Below are 19131 nucleotides of genomic sequence, written 5' to 3' on the forward strand. Positions count from 1 at the left end.
GGCCCCGTCGTCGTACGTGCTGTCGAACTACTGCTTGAGCATGTTGTCCAGCAGTAGCGCACAGCGGATCAGCCCGAGGTGGCTGTACGCCTGCGGGTGGTTGCCCAGACCGCGCTCGGCGAGCGGGTCGTACTGCTCGGGAAGCAGCCCGGTCGGGCCGGCGGTGAGCACCATCTGCGCGAACAGCTCCTCGGCGTCGGTGCGGCGGCCGGTGCGCAGGTACGCCTCGATCAGCCACGCCGTGCAGATGTGGAACCCGCCCTCACGGCCGGGCAGGCCGTCGTCCCAGTGGTAGCGGTAGACGACCGGGCCGCTGCGCAGGTCCGCCTCGATGCGCAGGACGGTGGACAGGAAGCGCGGGTCGTCGCCCGCGAGCAGGCCGGAGAGCCCGATCCAGAGCGACGAGGCGTCCATGTCCTCGTCCCCGTACGCGACGCTGTACGCCTCGACGTCGGAGTGCCAGCCGTGCTCCAGCACGTTGGAGCCGATCCGGTCGCGCAGGTCCTTCCACTCGGGCCGGTCCTCGCCGCCGTGCTCGCGCATCACGTGCAGGGCACGGTCCACGGTCATCCAGCACATCACCTTGGAGAAGACGTGGTGCCGTGGTGGCAGCCGGGCCTCCCAGATGCCGTGGTCCGGCTCGTGCCAGCGGCGGCGTACCGCCTCGACCATGTTCTCCAGGACCCGCCACTCGTCGTCGCGGACCGAGCCGCGAGCGTCGGCGACGGCCGCGATCAGGTCGGCGATCGGGCCGAAGACGTCCAGCTGCAACTGGTGGTTGGCGAGGTTGCCGACCCGGACCGGCCGGGAGCCGGCGTACCCGGGCAGCGTGTCGATGACCGCTTCGGCGCCCAGCTCGTACCCGTCGATGGTGTAGAGCGGGTGCAGGCGTTCCGGGTGACCGCCGGTGCGCTCGATGCAGCCGTCCACCCAGCGCAGCAGCGCCTCGGCTTCCTCGACGGAACCCAGGTCGACCAGCGCGCGGGCGGTCAGCGCCGCGTCGCGCAGCCAGCAGTAGCGGTAGTCCCAGTTGCGGACGCCGCCCAGCTCCTCGGGGAGCGAGGTGGTCGCCGCGGCCAGGATCGAGCCGGTGGCCTCGTGGCAGAGCCCCCGCAGGGTGAGCGCGCTGCGGGCGACCAGGTCACGAGCGGTGGACGGCAGCCGAAGTGAGGCCACCCAGTCCTTCCACGGCTGCTCGGCGGCGGCCTGCCGCTCGTGGATGGGCACCCGGTGGTGCTCCAGGCTGTGCGTGCCGAAGCGCAACTCCAGCACGACCTGCCCGCCGGCGGCGGAGAGGTCGACGATCGCCTTGGCGGTCTCGTACCCGCCGTCGTTGCCGACCTCCCACTCCACGCCGGGGGCGTAGAGCGCGACCGGCTCGTTGGAGCCGAGCACCAGCAGACCGTCGCCGATCGGCTGCAACTGCACGGCGACCTGACCGAACTCGGGCCTCGGCGCGAACTCCACGCGGGCCTTGCCGCTGCCGGTGAGCACCCGGATCAGGGTCGAGTCGCCGGTGATGACCGCGGGGCTGTCGTCCGGGGTGGTCTCCCGGGCCGGCTTGTCCAGCCAGTCGGTGACGGTGAGCCCGGACCAGCGGGTCTCCACGGTCATCGTGCCGGAGCGGTAGCGCTGGCCCAGCGGGATGCCGCCGCGTTCCGGGGCGACGCTGAAGTGACCGGCCGGGCTGCCACCGACCAGGTCGGCGAAGATCGCCGCCGAGTCCGGCTTGGGGTGGCAGAGCCAGCTCACCTTGGCTTCGGGGGTGAGCAGAGCGACGGTACGACCGTTGGCCAGCATGGAGTGCCGCTCGATCGGCACCGCCCGCTCGCCGAACAGCCAGTGTCGACGGGTCTCCAGCAGCAGCGCCAGCGCGCGGGCGGCCTCCAGCGGGTCGGCGACACGGTAGCTGGCCTGGGTGTCCCCGGGGCCGATCTTGATGCCGAGGTCGGGACCGTGCAGGTGGCCGAACGCGTTCTCGTCGGTGATGTCGTCGCCGATGAACAGCACCGCGCTGGAGGCGAGCTGGGTCCGCAACTGGTCGAGTGCGGTGCCCTTGTGGGTGGCCACGACGGAGAGCTCGATGACCTCCTTGCCCTGGGTCACGGTGACCCCGTCGAAGGTGGCCGGGCCGTTGCGGACCGCCTCGATGGCGGCGGCGGCGACCTCCGGGTCGACCCCTCGGGTGTGCACGGCGACGCTGGCCGGCTTGCGTTCGAGCCGGATGCCAGGGTGCGCGGAGGCGATGTCGCGCAGCGCGTTGCGCACCTGCTGGCGCACCGCGACCAGCTCGGGGGAGAGCCGCTCGACGAAGCCGATGTCGAACTCGGAGCCGTGGCTGCCGACGAGGTGCACCTCGCTGGGCAGTCGGGACAGTGCGGCCAGGTCGCGCAGCGCCCGGCCGGAGACGACCGCCACGGTGGTCTGCGGCAGCGCGGCGAGCGCGCGGACCGCGGCGACCGACTCGGGCAGCGGGACGGCCGTGCTCGGGTCCTCCACGATCGGCGCCAGTGTGCCGTCGTAGTCGCAGGCGACCAGGAGCTGGGGGACCCGGGCTATCCGGCCGATGGCGGAGCGCAGCTCGGGGTCCATCACCCCGGTGGCCATTGCCGCTCCATCGTTGACGGTCGTGTTCACTCGGCCTCCGCCTCGGAAACCCCAAGCTCCGAGAGGAAAGACTTGGCCCAGTGGCCCACGTCGTGGGTACGCAGGTGACGTTGCATTGTCCGCATCCGGCGGCGTGCCTCGGTTTTCTCCACGTGCACTGCCCGGAGGAGGGCGTCCTTGACCGCGTCCGGGTCGTGCGGGTTACACAAAAATGCCTGGCGAAGCTCGGTGGCGGCGCCGGCGAACTCACTGAGTACGAGCGCACCACCCTGGTCGGCACGTGATGCTACGTATTCCTTTGCCACGAGGTTCATGCCGTCTCGCAGCGGGGTCACCATCATCACGTCGGCAGCAACGTACATCGCCGCCAGCTCACTGCGACTGTACGACTGATGCAGGTAATGCACCGCCGGCACGCCGACCCGGCCGAATTCGCCATTAATCCGACCAACCTCGCGCTCCACCTTGACCCGTAGTGCCTGGTAGTGCTCCACGCGCTCTCGGCTGGGCGTGGCCACCTGCACCATAACCGCGTCGGGGACTGTCAACTTTCCGTCAGCAAGCAGCTCGCGGAAGGCCTTGAGTCGCAACTCGATGCCCTTGGTGTAATCCAGCCGGTCCACGCCCAGGATGATCGTCTTCGGGTCGCCCAGCTCGGCACGGATCTGCTTGGCCCGGGCCTGGATCGCCGGGTCGGCGGCCATCCGCTCCATCTCCTGGGTGTCGATCGAGATGGGGAAGGCACCCGCCTTCACCTGCCGACCGTCAACCTGGATCATCTGCCCCTCGTAACGCAGCCCGAGCAGGTGCCGGGCCAGCCGGACGAAGTTCTGGGCGGCCAGCCGCTGCTGGAAGCCGACGAGGTCGGCGCCGAGCAGACCGCGCAGGATCTCGGTGCGGAACGGCATCTGCATGAACAGCTCGATCGGCGGGAACGGGATGTGCAGGAAGAACCCGATCCGCAGGTCCGGGCGCAGCTCGCGGAGCATCGCCGGGACCAGCTGCAACTGGTAGTCCTGCACCCAGACCGTGGCACCCTCGGCCGCGACGTCCGCAGCGGCCTCCGCGAACCGCGCGTTGACCAGCCGGTACGCCTCCCGCCAGCGGCGCTTGTAGGCGGGAGTCTCCACCGCGTCGTGGTAGAGCGGCCAGATCGTCGCGTTGGACTGGCCCTCGTAGTAGCGCTCCAGCTCCTCGGCGCTGAGCGGGACCGGGTGCAGCCGGATCCCCTCCAGGTCGAACGGCTCGGGAGCCGGGCCGGTGCCACCAGCCCAGCCGACCCAGGTGCCCTGGTGTTCGGCGAGCACGGGATGCAGCGCGGTGACCAGCCCACCGGGGCTACGTCGCCACTGCCGCCCCTCGGGTGTGCTCACCTCGTCGACCGGCAGACGGTTCGCCACTACGACAAAGGAGCTTCGGACGGTCACGATCGGCCACCTCCGGGTACTGACGGGTCCACCGCGATGAGCGTACTGAGCGTAGCTGCGGCGTCTGGTGCCCCGTGCCGGAGTCTCCTACCCGCCTCGGTCCGACCGAATCCTAAAGGTGATCTTGTCGACAGGCCGCGGGTCCGAGCGGCGACGCGGCACGCTCGCGTACTCCTGAGGCGGGGTGATGTGGGCGAAGCGCGTCGTACCTGTCAGGATTGACGATGGCGTGCGCGCGGCCGGTCACCGGCCGGCGGCGGCGGGCGGTCCTCGCAGCCCGCGCCCGCGCCGCCGATCAGCGACAGCAACCGACGGAGGTAGCCCGCACCGTGGCCCAGTACATCTACGTCCTGGAAAAGGCCCGCAAGGCGCACGGCGACAAGGTCGTGCTCGACAACGTGACGTTGAGCTTCCTGCCGGGAGCCAAGATCGGTGTGCTCGGTCCGAACGGCGCCGGTAAGTCCAGCCTCCTCAAGATCATGGCAGGGCTGGACAAGCCGAGCAACGGCGAGGCCCGGCTGATGCCCGGCTACACCGTCGGCATGCTCGCTCAGGAGCCCCCGCTCAACGAGGCCAAGACCGTGCTCGGCAACGTCGAGGAGGCGGTCGCCGAGACCAAGGCCAAGCTGGAGCGCTTCAACAAGATCGCCGAGCAGATGGCGACCGACTACTCCGACGAGCTGATGGAGGAGATGGGCAAGCTCCAGGAGGAGCTGGACCACCTCGACGCCTGGGACGTCGACTCCAAGCTCGAACTGGCCATGGACGCGCTGCGGTGCCCGCCGCCGGACGCCGACGTGACCCAGCTCTCCGGTGGTGAGCGCCGCCGGGTCGCGCTCTGCAAGCTGCTGCTGGAAGCGCCCGACCTGCTGCTGCTCGACGAGCCCACCAACCACCTGGACGCGGAGAGCGTCTCCTGGCTGGAGCAGCACCTCGCCAAGTACGCCGGCACCGTCATGGCGATCACCCACGACCGGTACTTCCTCGACAACGTGGCCGGCTGGATCCTGGAGCTGGACCGCGGCCGGGCCATCGGTTACGAGGGCAACTACTCCACCTACCTGGAGAAGAAGGCCGCCCGCCTGGCCGTCGAGGGTCGCCGCGACGCCAAGATGAAGAAGCGCCTCACCGAGGAGCTGGAGTGGGTCCGCTCCAACGCCAAGGCCCGGCAGACCAAGTCCAAGGCCCGCCTGGACCGGTACGACGAGATGGCCAACGAGGCGGAGAAGACCCGCAAGCTCGACTTCGAGGAGATCCAGATCCCGCCGGGCCCGCGCCTGGGCAGCACGGTGATCGAGGCGGTCGACCTCAGCAAGGGCTTCGGTGACCGGCTGCTGATCGACAACCTGTCGTTCTCGCTGCCGCGCAACGGCATCGTCGGCATCATCGGCCCCAACGGCGTCGGCAAGACCACCCTGTTCAAGACCATCGTCGGGCTGGAGGAGCCGACCGGCGGCCAGGTCCGGGTCGGCCCCACCGTCTCGCTGTCGTACGTCGACCAGAACCGCGAGGGCCTCAACGGCGACAAGACCGTCTGGGAGGTCGTCTCCGACGGGCTGGACTACCTGATGGTGGGCAAGGTCGAGATGCCGTCGCGGGCGTACATCGCCGCGTTCGGCTTCAAGGGACCGGACCAGCAGAAGCCGACGAAGGTGCTCTCCGGCGGTGAGCGCAACCGGCTCAACCTGGCGCTGACCCTGAAGATCGGCGGCAACGTCATCCTGCTCGACGAGCCGACGAACGACCTGGACGTGGAGACGCTGTCCAGCCTGGAGAACGCGTTGCTGGAGTTCCCCGGCTGCGCCGTGGTCATCTCGCACGACCGGATGTTCCTTGACCGCGTCGCCACGCACATCCTGGCCTGGGAGGGCGACGACCAGGACCCGACGAAGTGGTTCTGGTTCGAGGGCAACTTCGAGGCGTACGAGAAGAACAAGATCGACCGCCTCGGCGCGGAGGCTGCCCGGCCACACCGGGTGACCTACCGCAAGCTGACCCGCGACTGACCGGCCGAGAAGGTGTCTGACCGGTTCGTCTACCACTGCACGCTGCGCTGGTCCGACCTGGACGCGTACGGCCACATCAACAACTCGCGCTTCCTCACCCTGTACGAGGAGGCGCGGGTGGCGTTGATGTTCGCCGGCGGCCGGGCCTGGGGGGTCGGCTCGTTCGCCGACGGGGTGGTGATCCGTCGGCACGAGGTCGACTATCTGCGCCCGGTCGACTACGCGCTGGGCCGGGCCACCGCGGAGGCGGCGCCCACCGTTCGGATCGAGCTGTGGGTGGAGGAGATCCGGGCCTCCCGGTTCACCGTCGCCTACGAGCTGTACGACGGCGAGGTGCTGGCCAGCCGGGCCCGTTCCGTGCTGGTGCCGTTCGACCTGACCCGCCAGGTGCCCCGCCGGATCACCGGCGAAGAGCGGGAGTTCCTGCTCACGTACGCCCCACAGGGCGGCGTGGCATGACCCGACCGGGTACGGCCGAGCCGGGACGGTCGGCCGCGTCGACCCCGACGCACGGTGTCGCCGGGGTGGCGGACGCGGGCGCCTTCCTGGCCCGGCTGGTCCGGCTGGACCCGGTCGCACCGGTCCGGCTGCGGCCGGCCGGTGGGCCTGGCCGGGTCGCTCTCTGGGCCCGGCTGCCGTGGCAGGTCCTCGTGGTCCGCACGGTGGCCGGTGGGCCGGCCGAGGACGTCACGGTGGCCGCCGCCGAGCTGCTGGCCGAGCTGGAGCGCGGCGGCGTGACCCTGCCGACCCGTCGGGACGCGCAGTGGCGGTGGCCGCTGCCGCCGGTGCGCAGCCGGCAGGTGGAGGCGCTGCCGGTCGCCGAGCTGCGGCGGATCGCGCAGGCCGCGGCGGGCACCCTGCGGACGGCGAGCGAGCAGGGGGTGGCCGGCCGCGCGGTGGGTCAGCGTGCGCTGCGCGACGCGTTGCTCGACCACGTCGCGGTGCTGGTCACCCCGGACGGGTCGCCCGCCGAGCCGGTCGAGGTGCCGCAGCGGCTGGTGCAGGCGGTGGTCCGGATGGGCTTCCTCGGCGCCGCCGACCGCCCGGCCGCCGTCCCCGCCGACCCCGACGTTCAGGTGCGGGTGGCGGGTCGTTGGGTCGGCCTGGTGGGACCATACGGAGCGGCATGGTCGCAGAAGGCCACGGATCTTGCCGTGACACCCCTGACTACTCGTCCGAACGGCTGACCCCTGCTCATTCTTCTGGGCTGGGGCGGTCGTTGGGGGGGTGCTTCAACTCGGCTGTCCGGGTACCGTCCATCCTCGGATCCAACGCACCGTAGGCGGCTGGATCCGCTGGGGAGTGAGGTGCGCGAGCGATGCCGTGGTGGTCATGGCGCCCCGGTCCCGCCGACGGCGGCGATCCGGAAACCCGAAGCGGGATCACAGTGGAGAGCGCGGTCCGGGTCGGGCCGCCCAGCCCCCGCCAGCCGGGGGACGACTGCCCGGCCAACGAGCGGCCGGTGCTGTCCGAGATGCCCGTCAACGTCGAGCCGGTGAGTCTGCGCCGGGTCTGTGACGCACTCGACCTGCTCGACGTGCGCTACCTGGCCGATGGCGACGGCAACCTGCTGGCCATGTGGGAACGGCACGCCGTGCTGGTCACCCTCGAAGGGCCGGAGGACGAGATCCTGGTCATGCGGGCACGCCCACATGCCACCGTCCCGCCGGACTGGGCTGACCGGGCGTACCGGGTGGTCAACGAGTGGAACCACACCCGCCGGTTCTGCAAGGCGTACATCGGCGACCCGACCGAGCGCGGGCAGCTACCGATCTACGCCGAGCTTCAGGTGCCGCTCGGCGCGGGCACCCACGACGCGCTCCTGGTCGAGATGCTCGACTGCGGCGCGGCGGTGGCCACCAGCTTCGTGGACTGGCTGCACGACGAGGGCGCACTGCTCTGACGGTGTCCGGCCCGGCGATCAGCCGCCGTTGGCTGGGTCCTCCTCGGCGTTGACCATGAAGTACGCGGCCCGCTCCAGGTAGTCCCAGAGAGTGGCGGCGATCTCCGGCTCGAGGTCGAGCCGGTCCACGGCGCGACGCATGTTCCGCAGCCAGGCGTCCCGCTCGGCGGCCCCGATCCGAAAGGGCGCGTGCCGCATCCGCAACCGCGGGTGGCCGCGCTGGGCGGAGTACGTGTTGGGGCCGCCCCAGTACTGCATGAGGAACAGGGTCATCCGATCCGCGGCCGGCCCCAGGTCTTCCTCCGGGTACATGGGCCGCAGCAGGGGGTCGGTGGCGACGCCGGCGTAGAACTCATCGACCAGCTTGCGGAAGGTGGGCTCGCCGCCGACCGCTTCGAAGAGGGTCATCGACGCACCGGGACGGTCGGATTCACCTGCGGGATTCACCGTTCCATCCTGCCAGGTGCGCTCCGTACCGGCCCGACCCGTGCGGCGTGCGTCGGATCACGCCGGGGTCAGGTGACCGCGTGACGGCGGTGCCCGTCGCCGGAGCGCGGCTCGGGAGTGCCCGCCGCCGTGCCGTCCCTGACGGGGCTGTCCGGTTCGTGGGGCGGCTCGGCGTTGGCCGCCGTGGCCGCGGCGATCGCGTCGTCCACCATCTGCCGGTCCGGCCAGCGCAGCACGGCCACCCCCATGAGCACCACCCCGGCCGCGCTCCACAACCCGACCACCACCGGGATGGGGAACCGCTCGGAGAGCAGACCGGTGACCAGCACCGAGAGGCCCTGGATGACCTGGACACCGGTGGCCATCACGCCGAAGGCGCGGGCGCGGAAGCCGTCGGGCAGTGCCTGGACGAACAGCCCGTTGGCCATCGGCAGCATGCCGGCGACCGCGAACCCGCAGAGGGCGGCCAGCAACGCCACCACCAGCGGGGACGGGTCGAACAGCGCCGGCACCAGCACCAGTGGGGCGAGAACCGCGAGTGGCCGCATCAGCTTCATCCGGCGGGCCGGCCCGAACAGCCGGCTCACCAGCAACCCGCCCAGGATGAACCCGGCGGGGTTGGCCACCATGATCACCGCCTGCGCCGCACCCCTGCTCAGGTCGCCCCGCGCGCCCTCGTTGGCCCAGGCGGCCGCGAGCCCCTCGGGGACGATCGAGAAGAGCATGGAGCTGAAGACCAGCACCGCGATCGACCGCAGCACCGGGGTGCCGAACACGATGCTGAACCCCTGGCGGGTCTCCCGCAGCAGGTGGCTGCGATGCGCGGGGGTCATCGACGCCGGGCGGTCGCGCACACCGAGGCGGACCAGCAGCGCTGAGAGGCCGAACGTCGCCGCGTTGAACAGCAACGCGACCTCCGGGTCGATCGAGGCGACCGCTGCGCCGAACACGTACCCGACAACCTGGGCGGCCTGCCCGACGCTGCTGTTCAGCGACAGCCCGAGCACCAGCCGGTCCCCGGTGAGCATCTGCGGCATCAGCGCGGACTTCGCTGCCTGGCTGGGAGGGTTGGCCAGCGTGGCAGCGAAGATCAGCACCAACACCGCCTGGTACGGCAGGTTCGGGATGGCGATGAGCAGCATCAGCAGCATCCGGATGACGTCGCACGCCACCATCACCCGGCGGTACGGGTACCGCTCCGCCAGTGCGGCGAGCACGGGACCACCGAGCAGCCAGGGCAGGAAGCTGACCGCGAAGGCCGCCGCGGAGAGCGCGACGGACCGGGTCTGCTGGTAGACGAGCAGGGTGACCGCGGCCTTCGCGACGTAGTCACCGACCCAGGAGAGAGCACCAGCCACGAACACGGCCCGAAACTCGTGCTGGGCGAACACTTCGCGAAAGGTGGCGGGGCCTTCCGCGGAAGGTCGCTCGTCGGGCACCGTCGCCTCCATCGGCTCCGGTTCGGCCGCTCGTGGCAGCCAGGCCGGAAGCCCTCGTCAGATCTGCGGATCAGCGAGTATGTGATCACGCTCCGGCGGGAACGCGTGTCCCGGATTCTGCCCGATCGTCTGACAACTAGCTAGGGCGAACGGATCGATCGTCGCTTCCCCGACTGAACGAACGGACGATACCTGAGGGGCCGGGCGGCTGGCGACCCCTGCATCGGCGGACAGTGTCGCCTGGGTCAGGTGGCGCCACCCTGGCCGGTCTCACTGTCGGGCAACGGCCGCGGCGGCAGCCCGGGATAGATACGGGCAGCCGCGATCTGCGCGGTGATCCCCGAGTTCTCCAGCGCCTCGGCGAGCCGCCGACGCAGCTCCCTGCCCACCGCGAACTGGCCGTCGGCCGTGGTTTTCACCACCGTCCGGATGACCGCACCGTCCACCGTCACCTGCTCGACACCCAGCACCTCCGGCGCCTCGACGATCTCCGGCGACAGCTCCGGGTCCACCGCGATCGAGGCGGCCGCGGTCCGCAGGACGGCGGTGGCCTCCTCGGTGCTGTTGAAACCGATCGGCAGGTCCACCACCACGAGGGCCCAACCCTGGCTCTTGTTGCCCACCCGGATGATCTCGCCGTTGCGGATGTACCAGAGCACCCCGCGACCGTCGCGCACGGTGGTCACCCGCAGCCCGACCGACTCGACCACGCCCATCGCCTCGCCCAGGTCGACGTTGTCCCCCACGCCGTACTGATCCTCGATCAGCATGAAGAGGCCGGCGATCAGGTCCTTGACCAGACTCTGCGCGCCGAAACCCAGTGCCACGCCGGCGATGCCCGCGCTGGCCAGCAGCGGCGCCAGGTCGAAGCTGAACTCGCGCAGGATCATCAGCAGCGCGATGCCGAAGACGAACGCGGTGGTCAGGCTGCGCAGCACGGAGCCGATCGCCTCGGCCCGCTGCCGGCGTCGCTCGGGCACGAACTCCGCCGGGTCACCCGTCGTGGTGGGCACCCGTTCGCGCAGCGGGCGCAGCATCGTCGGCACGGCACCGTCGGTGGTCGTCCGGACCAGCCGGTCGATGGTCCGGTGCAGCGCCCAGCGGGCCACCATCGCCAGCGCCAGGATCAGCAGCACCCGCAGCGGTTTGAGCAGGATCCAGTAACTGCCCTCGGCGAACCAGGCCGATTTGGTGATGTTGTAGATCCACTCGCAGGAGGTGCTGCCCTGGCAGCTCACCGAATCGGCGGTGGACAGGGCAAGGGGCGTCACGCTGGCGGCACTCACCCTGTCTTCGTACCGCAAGGGGCCCGACCGGCTGCCGCCGACCCACCGGCCGGGTGAACTGCCGCAGAGGGCGCGACCGGAACGGGGCGAACCGGCCATCGTGACAGGTGCGGGAGAGAGCTTCATGTCCGACCCCGGATTAGTGCGTGCAATCCGGGGTCCGATCAGGGACTATTGGCGCAACGGACGTCGGTGATCGGCCCGGCGTCGACCGGGTGGGCCGGCGTGCCCGGCCCCGGTCGGCGGCGGTTCGCAGCAGCCGCTTGACCGGGAGGGTGAGCGCGATGCCTGACATACGACCCACGGTGGGCTCCGGCGCGTTGGTCCTCAACGCCACCTACGAGCCGCTGTGTGTCGTGTCGGTGCGCCGCGCCGCGATCCTCGTCCTCTCCGCCAAGGCGGTCTGCGTCGCCGACGGTGACGGCATCCTGCACAGCGCCCGGGACGCGCTCCCGGTGCCGTCCGTGGTCCGGTTGACGCGCTTCGTCCGGGTGCCCTACCGGACCCACGTGGGGCTGTCCCGCCGGGCGATCTTCGCCCGGGACGGGTGGCGGTGCGCCTACTGCCGGGGCCCGGCCGAAACCATCGACCACGTCTTCCCGCGCAGCCGCGGTGGCCGGCACGCGTGGGAGAACGTGGTCGCCGCCTGCGCCCGGTGCAACCACACCAAGGGCGACAAGACCCCGGCGGAGATGGGGTGGCGGCTGCACGCGCTGCCGGCCGCGCCGAAGGGCACCGCCTGGCGGGTGCTCGGGCACCGTGCCCCCGACCCCCGCTGGGCCGACTGGCTGGACCTGCGCGAGCCCGAAGCAGCAGCCTGACCGGCCGTCAGCCCGTACGCGCCTTCGTCAGCGACGCGAAGACCACCACGTTGTCCGAGTAGCCGGTGTCGCCGCCAACCCACTGACCGCCACAGGTGATCAGTCGCAGGCTCGGGCGGCTGAAGTCGCCGTACACCTCGTCCACCGGCAGTCGCCCCTTGTCGAACCGCTCCACCGAGTCCACCTCGAAGACCGCCACGCTCCGGTCGGTGCGGGTGACCTCGATCTGGTCACCGGAGCGCAGTTCGCGAAGTTGGTGGAAGACCGCCGGGCCACTGGTGGTGTCGACGTGCCCGACGATCACGGCCGGGCCGTACTGGCCGGGGGTGGGCCCCTGGTCGTACCAGCCGGCCTCCTGGGCGCGGGCCGCGTCCGGCACGGCGATGGTGCCGTCCGGGGCGATGCCCACGTCGTGCACCGGCGCCTGCACGTCGATCTTGTCGATGGCGACGCTGGTCGGACGGCTGGACGACAGCACCGGGAACTTCTTCGGCGGCGGTCGGAAGCCGGCGCTGAGCTGCTCCGGCAACAGGCTCATGCCGGTCACCTGCTCGACGCCGAGCATCGCCACGATCAGCACCATCAGCGCGGCGACGGCCAGGACCGGCAACCCTGGTCCCCTACCGATCCGGCGTCCGGCCAACGGCGACCCGGCCGGACGCCTCGGTGGCAGCGGCGCGGCCGTGGGATCGGTGGTGGTGAAGCTCGCCGACCCGGCCTGACCGGCGACGCGGCGCAGCCGGCCGGAGGCGCGGGCCACCAGCCGGCCGGAGGCGCGCAGGGCCGGCCCGGCCCGGAGGCGGACGCGGCGGTCCGGCCGCGCACGCGCGGATCTGCGAGTCATGGGTCGTCCGGCTCAGGAGCCGGCCCCGGTCCGACGCCGGCCGCCCGCCATGCCGAGCGCGATCGCCGTGGCCACCAGCGCGACGCCGCCGAGCACCAGCAGCGAGCCGGTGCCGCGACCGCCGGCCGTTCCGCCGCCCCCGGTCGCCGGCCCCTTGCTGGGCGACGCCATGTTCAGCACGGTCAGGTTCGTCGTGGCCGTCTGGCCGTTCTGGCAGCGCAGGTCGACCGCGTAGTCGCCGGCCTGCTTGTTGCCCGGAATGCTGACCTGCCCCTTGAGGAAGCCGTTGTCCGGTCTGAGCATCACGTGATCGAAGGCCTCGGAGTGCACGTTGGCCTGCCTGTTGTTGTCGTTGTCGCAACTCGCCCGGATCGTGACCCGGCTACCGGCCTGGGCGCTGTTCGGCGTCACCTCGACGAAGGTGTTCTCGCCGGCACGGGCCGGCGCCACAGACATCAGGACGAACGCCCCGACCAGCCCGACCAGTGTCAGTGCGGACGAGAGCGCGCGGTTGATCGTGCGGATTCCCTGCATGATTTCCCCCCAACCGGCGACGACCGCCGGAACCCTCCCCTGGGCACGCGCGCTGCTTTCCCGCTGGCGCGGGAGCAAACCCGTAGACGGTGGGGGTGGGTGGGTCAGCGCTGACGCGGGGCGACCCCGGTCGGGGGGAGCGGCGTGACCGGCTGCCAGCCCAGCGGGGACGACAGGACCATCGTGCTCGACGGCTGGCCGTACGGGGCGAGTCGGTCGATGACCCCCTCGAACGCGCCGATCGAGCCGGCGGCCACCTTCAGCACGCTGCACGCGTCCCCGGTGATCCGGTGGATCTCCAGGATCTCCGGCCAGGCCGCCACCGTCGGGTCGTGCAGGATGCACCGCGCGCCGTAGCAGGACATCCTGATCAGCGCGATCACGGTGCGGCCGGCTCGGCTGAGGTCGACGTGGGCGTGGTAGCCGGTGATGACACCGGACTCCTCCAGCCGCCGGACCCGCTCGGCGACCGCCGGTGGGGACAGGTGCACCCGCCGGGACAACTCGCTGAACGACAGCCGCGCGTCGGCCTGCAACTCGCGCAGCAGCGCCCAGTCCATGTCATCCACGCTCAGACCTTACTTTCGTGAACCGACTTCGCCTAGTTGCCTTTGGTTCGTCAGGAGAAGGCGGCGAGAGCCGTTGATCCGGCATTCCGTAGGCCGATCCGACCGAGGGATCATGACCTCGACCAGTCCGGGGGAGGGAGACGAGATGGTGGATCAGACGGAGCGGCGGGCGCCGAACCGCCCCGCCACGGTGCGACCGGTGACCCCGGGGCAGCGGGTCGCCCAGGCGGCGCGCACCGGTGGCGTGCCCACGCTGGAGTTCGCCGACATGGTGCCGTACGACGCGTACGTGCAGGCCAGCGCCCTGCACCGGATGCAGCAGCCGCTCAGCGACGACCCGGGCGAGATGTCCTTCCTGATGGTCAGTCAGATCATGGAGCTGTACTTCGGGCTGACCTGCCACGAGTTGCGGGAGGCCCAGCGGCTGATCCGCGCCGACCAGGTCTGGGAGGCGATGGCCCCGTTGCGCCGGGCCAAGCTGCACCTGGAGGGGCTCAACGCCGCCTGGCAGGGCCTGCGGTGGATGAGCCCGGCCGACTTCAACCGGTTCCGCAACCTGCTCGGCGAGGCCTCCGGCTTCCAGTCGGCCATGTACCGGCAGTTGGAGTTCCTGCTCGGGCTGCGCGACCCGACGCTGATCCGCCCGTTCCGTCGGCAGACCGAGGTGTACGCGGCGCTGACCGACGCGCTGGCCGCCCCGAGCCTCTGGGACGATGTGCTCGCGCTGCTCGCCCGACGCGGCTTCGACCTGCCCGCCGACCTGCTCGACCGGGACGTGGCCGTCGAACACGACCCGCAGCCGTCGGTCGAGGCGGCCTGGGTGCGGATCTACGACGACGGCGGCCCGGACAACCACCTGCGACTGCTCGGTGAGGCGCTGAGCGCCGTCGCCGAGGAGTTCGGCGACTGGCGGTGGAACCACGTCAAGGCGGTGCAGCGCACGATGGGCGCCAAGGTCGGCAGCGGAGGCTCCGCCGGCCTGGCGTGGCTGCAACGCAGCATGGCCCGGGTGGTCTTCCCGGAGCTGTGGTCGGCCCGCACCGCGATGTGACCGGAGAGCGAGACATGCACACCCCAGAACAAGAGGCGCACCGCCTCGCCGGAGGCGAGGCCCAAGCCCACCGCCTCGCCGGAGGCGAGGCCGAAGCCCACCGCCTCGACGAGGTTGACCCGGGTCACCGGCACCTGTTCCACGTACCCCCGGCAGACGGCGGCGACCACCCCGAGTCGGCGTACCTGGCCGGCAACTCGCTCGGCCTGCAACCCCGGGCCACCCGCGACGAACTCCTCGCCGACCTGGACGCCTGGGCGCGGCTCGGCGTCGAGGGGCATGTCGAGGCGGCGCGGGCCTGGCTGCCGTACCACGAGTTGTTGACCGCGCCGGCCGCGCGACTGGTTGGCGGCCGACCGGCGGAGACCGTGGTGATGAACTCGCTCACGGTCAACCTGCACCTGCTGATGGTGAGTTTCTACCGCCCGGCCGGCGTGCGCACGCGCATCGTCATCGAGGACGCGGCCTTCCCGTCGGACAGCTACGCGGTGCGCAGCCAGGCCAGGTTCCACGGCCTGGACCCGGACGACACCGTGGTCCGGCTGCGCCCGCGCGACGGTGAGGACGCCCTGCGCACCGAGGACGTGACCGACTACCTGGCCGCCGAGGGCGAGCGGGTGGCGCTGGTGCTGCTCGGCGGGGTCAACTACCTCACCGGTGAGCTGCTGGACATCCCGGCGATCACGGCTGCCGGCCGGGCGGCCGGCGCGGTGGTCGGTTGGGACCTGGCCCACGCGGTCGGCAACGTGCCGCTGTCCCTGCACGACTGGGATGTCGACTTCGCCGCGTGGTGTTCCTACAAGTACCTCAACTCGGGCCCTGGTGCCCTGGCCGGCGTCTTCGTGCACGAGCGGCACCTCGGCGACGAGACCCTGCCCCGCTTCGAGGGGTGGTGGAGCACCGCGGCGGCCACCCGCTTCGAGATGACCCCGGTGTCGCGGCCACCCGCCACCGTGGAGGCCTGGCAGATCTCCAACCCGCCGATCTTCGCGATGGGCCCGGTGCGCACCTCGCTGGAGGTGTTCGACGCGGTCGGTATGCCGGCGTTGCGCGCGCGCAGCCTGCGGCTCACCGGCTGGTTGGAGTCGCTGCTCGACGAGGTCGTGGTGGGCCGGCCGCTGCGCGTGGTCACCCCGCGCGACCCGGCCCGGCGGGGCTGCCAACTCTCGGTGCGCATCGGCGCCGGCAGCGCGGCGGAGCTGACCAAACGCCTGCGACACGAGCACGGCGTCATCGCCGACGCCCGCGAACCGGACGTCGTCCGCTTCGCCCCGGTGCCCCTCTACTCCACGTACCACGACTGTTGGCGGGCCGCGGCGGCGCTCGCGGCGACCGTGGGGAAGGTGAACCCGTGACCGCGCGGCGCGACGAGGTCGCGATCATCGGTGCCGGCCTGGCCGGTTGTCTGGCCGCCTGCTTTCTGGCCCGGCGCGGCTACCCGGTGGCGCTCTACGAGCGCCGCTCCGACCCGCGGGCCGGTACGGCCGAGCGGGGCCGCTCGATCAACCTGGCGCTCTCCGAGCGCGGCCTGGACGCGTTGCGCCGGATCGGGCTCGCCGAGCAGGTGATGACCGACGCGCTGCCGATGCGGGGCCGGATGATCCACCCGGTCGAGGGGGAGCAGCAGTTCCAGTCGTACAGCGCGGCCGGCGACCGGGCGATCAACTCGATCAGCCGGGGCGCGCTGAACAACGCCCTGCTGGACGAGGCCACCGCGCTGCCCGGTGTGCGGGTCGTCTTCGACCACCGGTTGGTCGGGCTCGACCCGACCGACGGCTCGCTGAGCTTCGAGACCCCGCAGGGCACTGTCGCCGCCAAGGCGTCGGTCGTGCTGGGTGCCGACGGCGCCGGCTCCGCGGTGCGGGGGCAGTTGCTGGCGTACGGGTTGCTGAACGAGAGCGTGGACTTCCTCGACTACGGCTACAAGGAGTTGACGATCCCGCCGCTGGGCGGGGACTTCTCCCTGGACCCGGACGCCCTGCACATCTGGCCGCGCGGCACCTCGATGATGATCGCGTTGCCGAACCCGGACCGCTCCTTCACCTGCACGTTGTTCTGGCCCAACGACGGCGTCGGCAGCTTCGCCTCGCTGACCGGCCCGGCCGAGATCGAGCGGCACTTCGCCGAGCACTACCCGGACGTCATCCCGCTGGCCCCGAACCTCGTCGACGACTACCAGCACAACCCGGTGGGCGTGCTCGGCACGGTTCGCTGCACGCCCTGGCAGGTCAACGGGAGCGTCGGCCTGCTCGGGGACGCGGCGCACGCGATCGTGCCCTTCTACGGGCAGGGCGCCAACTGCGCCTTCGAGGACGTGGTCGAGCTGGACCGCTGCCTGGACGAGTGCACCGACGACTGGCTGGCGGCGCTGCCCCTGTTCCAGCGACGCCGGCAGGAGAACGCCGAGGCCATCGCGACGATGGCGCTGACCAACTTCGTGGAGATGCGAGACAAGGTCGCCTCCCCGGTCTTCCAGGCGCGGCGGCGGGTGGAGCACGCGCTGGAGCGAGCCCTCCCCGGCCGGTACGTTTCGCAGTACGAGCTGGTGTCGTTCTCCACCACCCCGTACGCGGAGGTGCGCCGCCAGGTGCGTCGACAGCACCGGGTGCTGGGGGCGGTCGTCGGTGCGGCCGCGTTGCTGCTGGTCGGCGCGATCGGCGCGGCACTGAGCCGAGGGAGGCAGGCATGACCGGCTTGTGGGACCCGCGACTGATGGCCGGCCACGCGCCGGGTGGCCCGCAGCGGTTGCGCAACTTCGTCGCTGGCGAGTTCGTCGACGGCGGGTCGACGTTCGCCAAGGCCAGCCCCGTCACCGGGGACCAGGTCTTCGAGGTGGACGAGGCGTCGAGGTCCACCGTGGACGACGCCGTGGCCGCCGCCCGGGCGGCTCTGCGCGGGCCGTGGGGCCGGATGGGCGAACGGGAACGCGCCGAGGTGCTGCGCCGGGTCGCCGACGAGTTGGAGCGCCGCTTCGACGATCTGGTCACCGCCGAGGTCGCCGACACCGGCAAGTCCATCGCCCAGGCCCGCACGCTGGACATTCCTCGCGGTGCGGCGAACTTCCGGGCGTTCGCGGAGATCGTCGCGACCGCGCCCACCGAGTCGTTCACGACGGTCACCCCGACCGGTGGCCGGGCGCTCAACTACGCCCTGCGCAAGCCGGTCGGCGTGGTCGCGGTCATCGTGCCGTGGAACCTGCCACTGCTGCTGCTCACGTGGAAGGTCGCCCCGGCGCTGGCCTGCGGCAACGCCGTGGTGGTCAAGCCCAGCGAGGAGACACCCGCCTCGGCGACGGTGCTTGCCGAGGTGATGGCCGCCGCTGGCGTACCGGCCGGGGTGTTCAACCTGGTGCACGGGTTCGGGCCGGACTCGGCGGGGGAGTTCCTCACCCGCCACCCCGGAGTGGACGCGATCACCTTCACCGGCGAGTCGGCCACCGGCGGCGCGATCATGCGGGCCGCCGCCGACGGTGTGAAGGCGGTCAGCTTCGAGCTGGGCGGCAAGAACGCGGGCCTGGTCTTCGCCGACGCCGACCTGGACGCCGCGGTGGCCGGTTCGGTGCGCTCCAGTTTCACCAATGGCGGGCAGGTGTGCCTCTGCACCGAACGCATCTACGTGCAGCGCCCGGTCTTCGAGGAGTTCACGGCCCGGCTGGCGAAGCGGGCCGGTGAGCTGACGTACGGGTGGCCGACCGACGAGGCCACCGCGACGATGCCGCTGATCTCCCACCAGCACCGGTCGAAGGTGCTCGGCGCGTACGAGCTGGCCCGCGCCGAGGGCGCCGAGGTGCTCACCGGTGGCGGCACGCCCACCTTCGGCGACGCCCGCGACGGCGGGTCGTACGTGCAGCCGACAGTGCTCACCGGGCTCGGCGCGCAGGCGCGTACCAACCGCGAGGAGATCTTCGGCCCGGTGGTGCACGTCGCGCCGTTCGACACCGAGGACGAGGCGTACGCGCTCGCCAACAGCACCGAGTACGGCCTCGCGGCGACCGTGTGGACCCGGGACGTGGGCGTCGCACACCGGGCCGGTGCCCGGCTGGATGCCGGCATCGTGTGGGTCAACACGTGGTTCCTGCGGGACCTGCGTACCCCGTTCGGCGGGGTGAAGGCGTCCGGCATCGGCCGGGAGGGCGGCGTGCACTCGCTGAACTTCTACTCCGAACTCACCAACGTCTGCGTGGACCTGTCGTGAGCG

At 71.4% G+C, this 19131-nt stretch carries 17 protein-coding genes; 9 read left to right on the forward strand and 8 right to left on the reverse strand.

From position 1 onward, the window contains the following. Positions 1-27: 27 nt before the first annotated feature. Positions 28-2607 carry a trehalose-phosphatase gene (otsB, locus tag LADH09A_RS07350; protein WP_238644111.1) on the reverse strand — a complete coding sequence of 860 codons (2580 nt, stop codon included), beginning with the start codon at positions 2605-2607 and terminating at the stop codon, positions 28-30. Positions 2608-2633: 26 nt separating this feature from the next. After that, complete coding sequence (locus LADH09A_RS07355; RefSeq protein ID WP_238644112.1) at positions 2634-4034, reverse strand: alpha,alpha-trehalose-phosphate synthase (UDP-forming); 1401 nt, start codon at positions 4032-4034, stop codon at positions 2634-2636. A 329-nt stretch (positions 4035-4363) separates the two neighbouring features. Between LADH09A_RS07355 and ettA the strand changes: the two genes are divergently transcribed. The 4 genes from ettA to LADH09A_RS07375 all read left to right on the forward strand — a co-directional run bounded on the left by ettA (position 4364) and on the right by LADH09A_RS07375 (position 7943). Beyond that, positions 4364-6040, forward strand: coding sequence for an energy-dependent translational throttle protein EttA (gene ettA / locus LADH09A_RS07360; RefSeq protein ID WP_238644144.1), 1677 nt, complete (start codon positions 4364-4366; stop codon positions 6038-6040). A 12-nt stretch (positions 6041-6052) separates the two neighbouring features. After that, a complete protein-coding gene (locus LADH09A_RS07365; protein WP_238644113.1) occupies positions 6053-6499 on the forward strand; it encodes an acyl-CoA thioesterase in 447 nt (148 codons plus the stop codon). After that, complete coding sequence (locus tag LADH09A_RS07370; protein ID WP_238644114.1) at positions 6496-7227, forward strand: DUF8185 domain-containing protein; 732 nt, start codon at positions 6496-6498, stop codon at positions 7225-7227. Before LADH09A_RS07365 ends, LADH09A_RS07370 begins: the two co-directional genes overlap by 4 nt. Before the next feature lie 131 nt (positions 7228-7358). Next, a complete protein-coding gene (locus LADH09A_RS07375) occupies positions 7359-7943 on the forward strand; it encodes a type III secretion system chaperone family protein (protein WP_238644115.1) in 585 nt (194 codons plus the stop codon). An 18-nt stretch (positions 7944-7961) separates the two neighbouring features. On the opposite strand, the gene LADH09A_RS07380 is transcribed toward LADH09A_RS07375, so the two are convergent. From LADH09A_RS07380 to LADH09A_RS07390, 3 genes are all read right to left on the reverse strand, one after another. Further along, positions 7962-8390 (reverse strand): globin, encoded by a 429-nt coding sequence (locus tag LADH09A_RS07380; RefSeq protein WP_088949784.1) that lies wholly within the window; start codon positions 8388-8390, stop codon positions 7962-7964. Positions 8391-8458: 68 nt separating this feature from the next. Continuing rightward, positions 8459-9841 carry an MFS transporter gene (locus LADH09A_RS07385; protein WP_238644116.1) on the reverse strand — a complete coding sequence of 461 codons (1383 nt, stop codon included), beginning with the start codon at positions 9839-9841 and terminating at the stop codon, positions 8459-8461. A 233-nt stretch (positions 9842-10074) separates the two neighbouring features. Then, complete coding sequence (locus tag LADH09A_RS07390; protein WP_372492239.1) at positions 10075-11133, reverse strand: mechanosensitive ion channel family protein; 1059 nt, start codon at positions 11131-11133, stop codon at positions 10075-10077. Positions 11134-11399: 266 nt separating this feature from the next. Here LADH09A_RS07390 and LADH09A_RS07395 point away from each other — a divergent pair, with 266 nt between their 5' ends. Beyond that, positions 11400-11936 carry an HNH endonuclease gene (locus LADH09A_RS07395; protein ID WP_030333470.1) on the forward strand — a complete coding sequence of 179 codons (537 nt, stop codon included), beginning with the start codon at positions 11400-11402 and terminating at the stop codon, positions 11934-11936. 7 nt (positions 11937-11943) lie between these two features. Here LADH09A_RS07395 and LADH09A_RS07400 read toward each other — a convergent pair whose 3' ends face one another. From LADH09A_RS07400 to LADH09A_RS07410, 3 genes are all read right to left on the reverse strand, one after another. Beyond that, entirely contained in the window at positions 11944-12780 is an 837-nt protein-coding gene (locus LADH09A_RS07400) for a class F sortase (RefSeq protein ID WP_504854031.1), read from the reverse strand. 12 nt (positions 12781-12792) lie between these two features. After that, positions 12793-13314, reverse strand: a complete 522-nt coding sequence (locus tag LADH09A_RS07405) for a hypothetical protein (protein WP_238644118.1) — start codon at positions 13312-13314, stop codon at positions 12793-12795. Positions 13315-13418: 104 nt separating this feature from the next. After that, positions 13419-13883 (reverse strand): Lrp/AsnC family transcriptional regulator, encoded by a 465-nt coding sequence (locus LADH09A_RS07410; RefSeq protein ID WP_238644119.1) that lies wholly within the window; start codon positions 13881-13883, stop codon positions 13419-13421. Positions 13884-14031: 148 nt separating this feature from the next. On the opposite strand from LADH09A_RS07410, the gene LADH09A_RS07415 reads away from it, so the two are divergent. From LADH09A_RS07415 to LADH09A_RS07430, 4 genes are read left to right on the forward strand one after another with little or no spacing between them, the layout of a single operon-like run. Continuing rightward, positions 14032-14934 carry a tryptophan 2,3-dioxygenase gene (locus LADH09A_RS07415; RefSeq protein ID WP_238644146.1) on the forward strand — a complete coding sequence of 301 codons (903 nt, stop codon included), beginning with the start codon at positions 14032-14034 and terminating at the stop codon, positions 14932-14934. Between the two features lie 14 nt (positions 14935-14948). Then, positions 14949-16289, forward strand: a complete 1341-nt coding sequence (gene kynU / locus LADH09A_RS07420; protein ID WP_238644120.1) for a kynureninase — start codon at positions 14949-14951, stop codon at positions 16287-16289. Then, positions 16286-17623 carry an FAD-dependent oxidoreductase gene (locus LADH09A_RS07425; protein ID WP_238644121.1) on the forward strand — a complete coding sequence of 446 codons (1338 nt, stop codon included), beginning with the start codon at positions 16286-16288 and terminating at the stop codon, positions 17621-17623. Before kynU ends, LADH09A_RS07425 begins: the two co-directional genes overlap by 4 nt. A gap of 23 nt (positions 17624-17646) precedes the next feature. Then, a complete protein-coding gene (locus tag LADH09A_RS07430) occupies positions 17647-19128 on the forward strand; it encodes a 2-hydroxymuconic semialdehyde dehydrogenase (protein WP_238644147.1) in 1482 nt (493 codons plus the stop codon). Positions 19129-19131 lie beyond the last annotated feature (3 nt).

Source organism: Micromonospora cabrerizensis (genome assembly GCF_022230955.1).
GTDB lineage: Bacteria > Actinomycetota > Actinomycetes > Mycobacteriales > Micromonosporaceae > Micromonospora > Micromonospora cabrerizensis.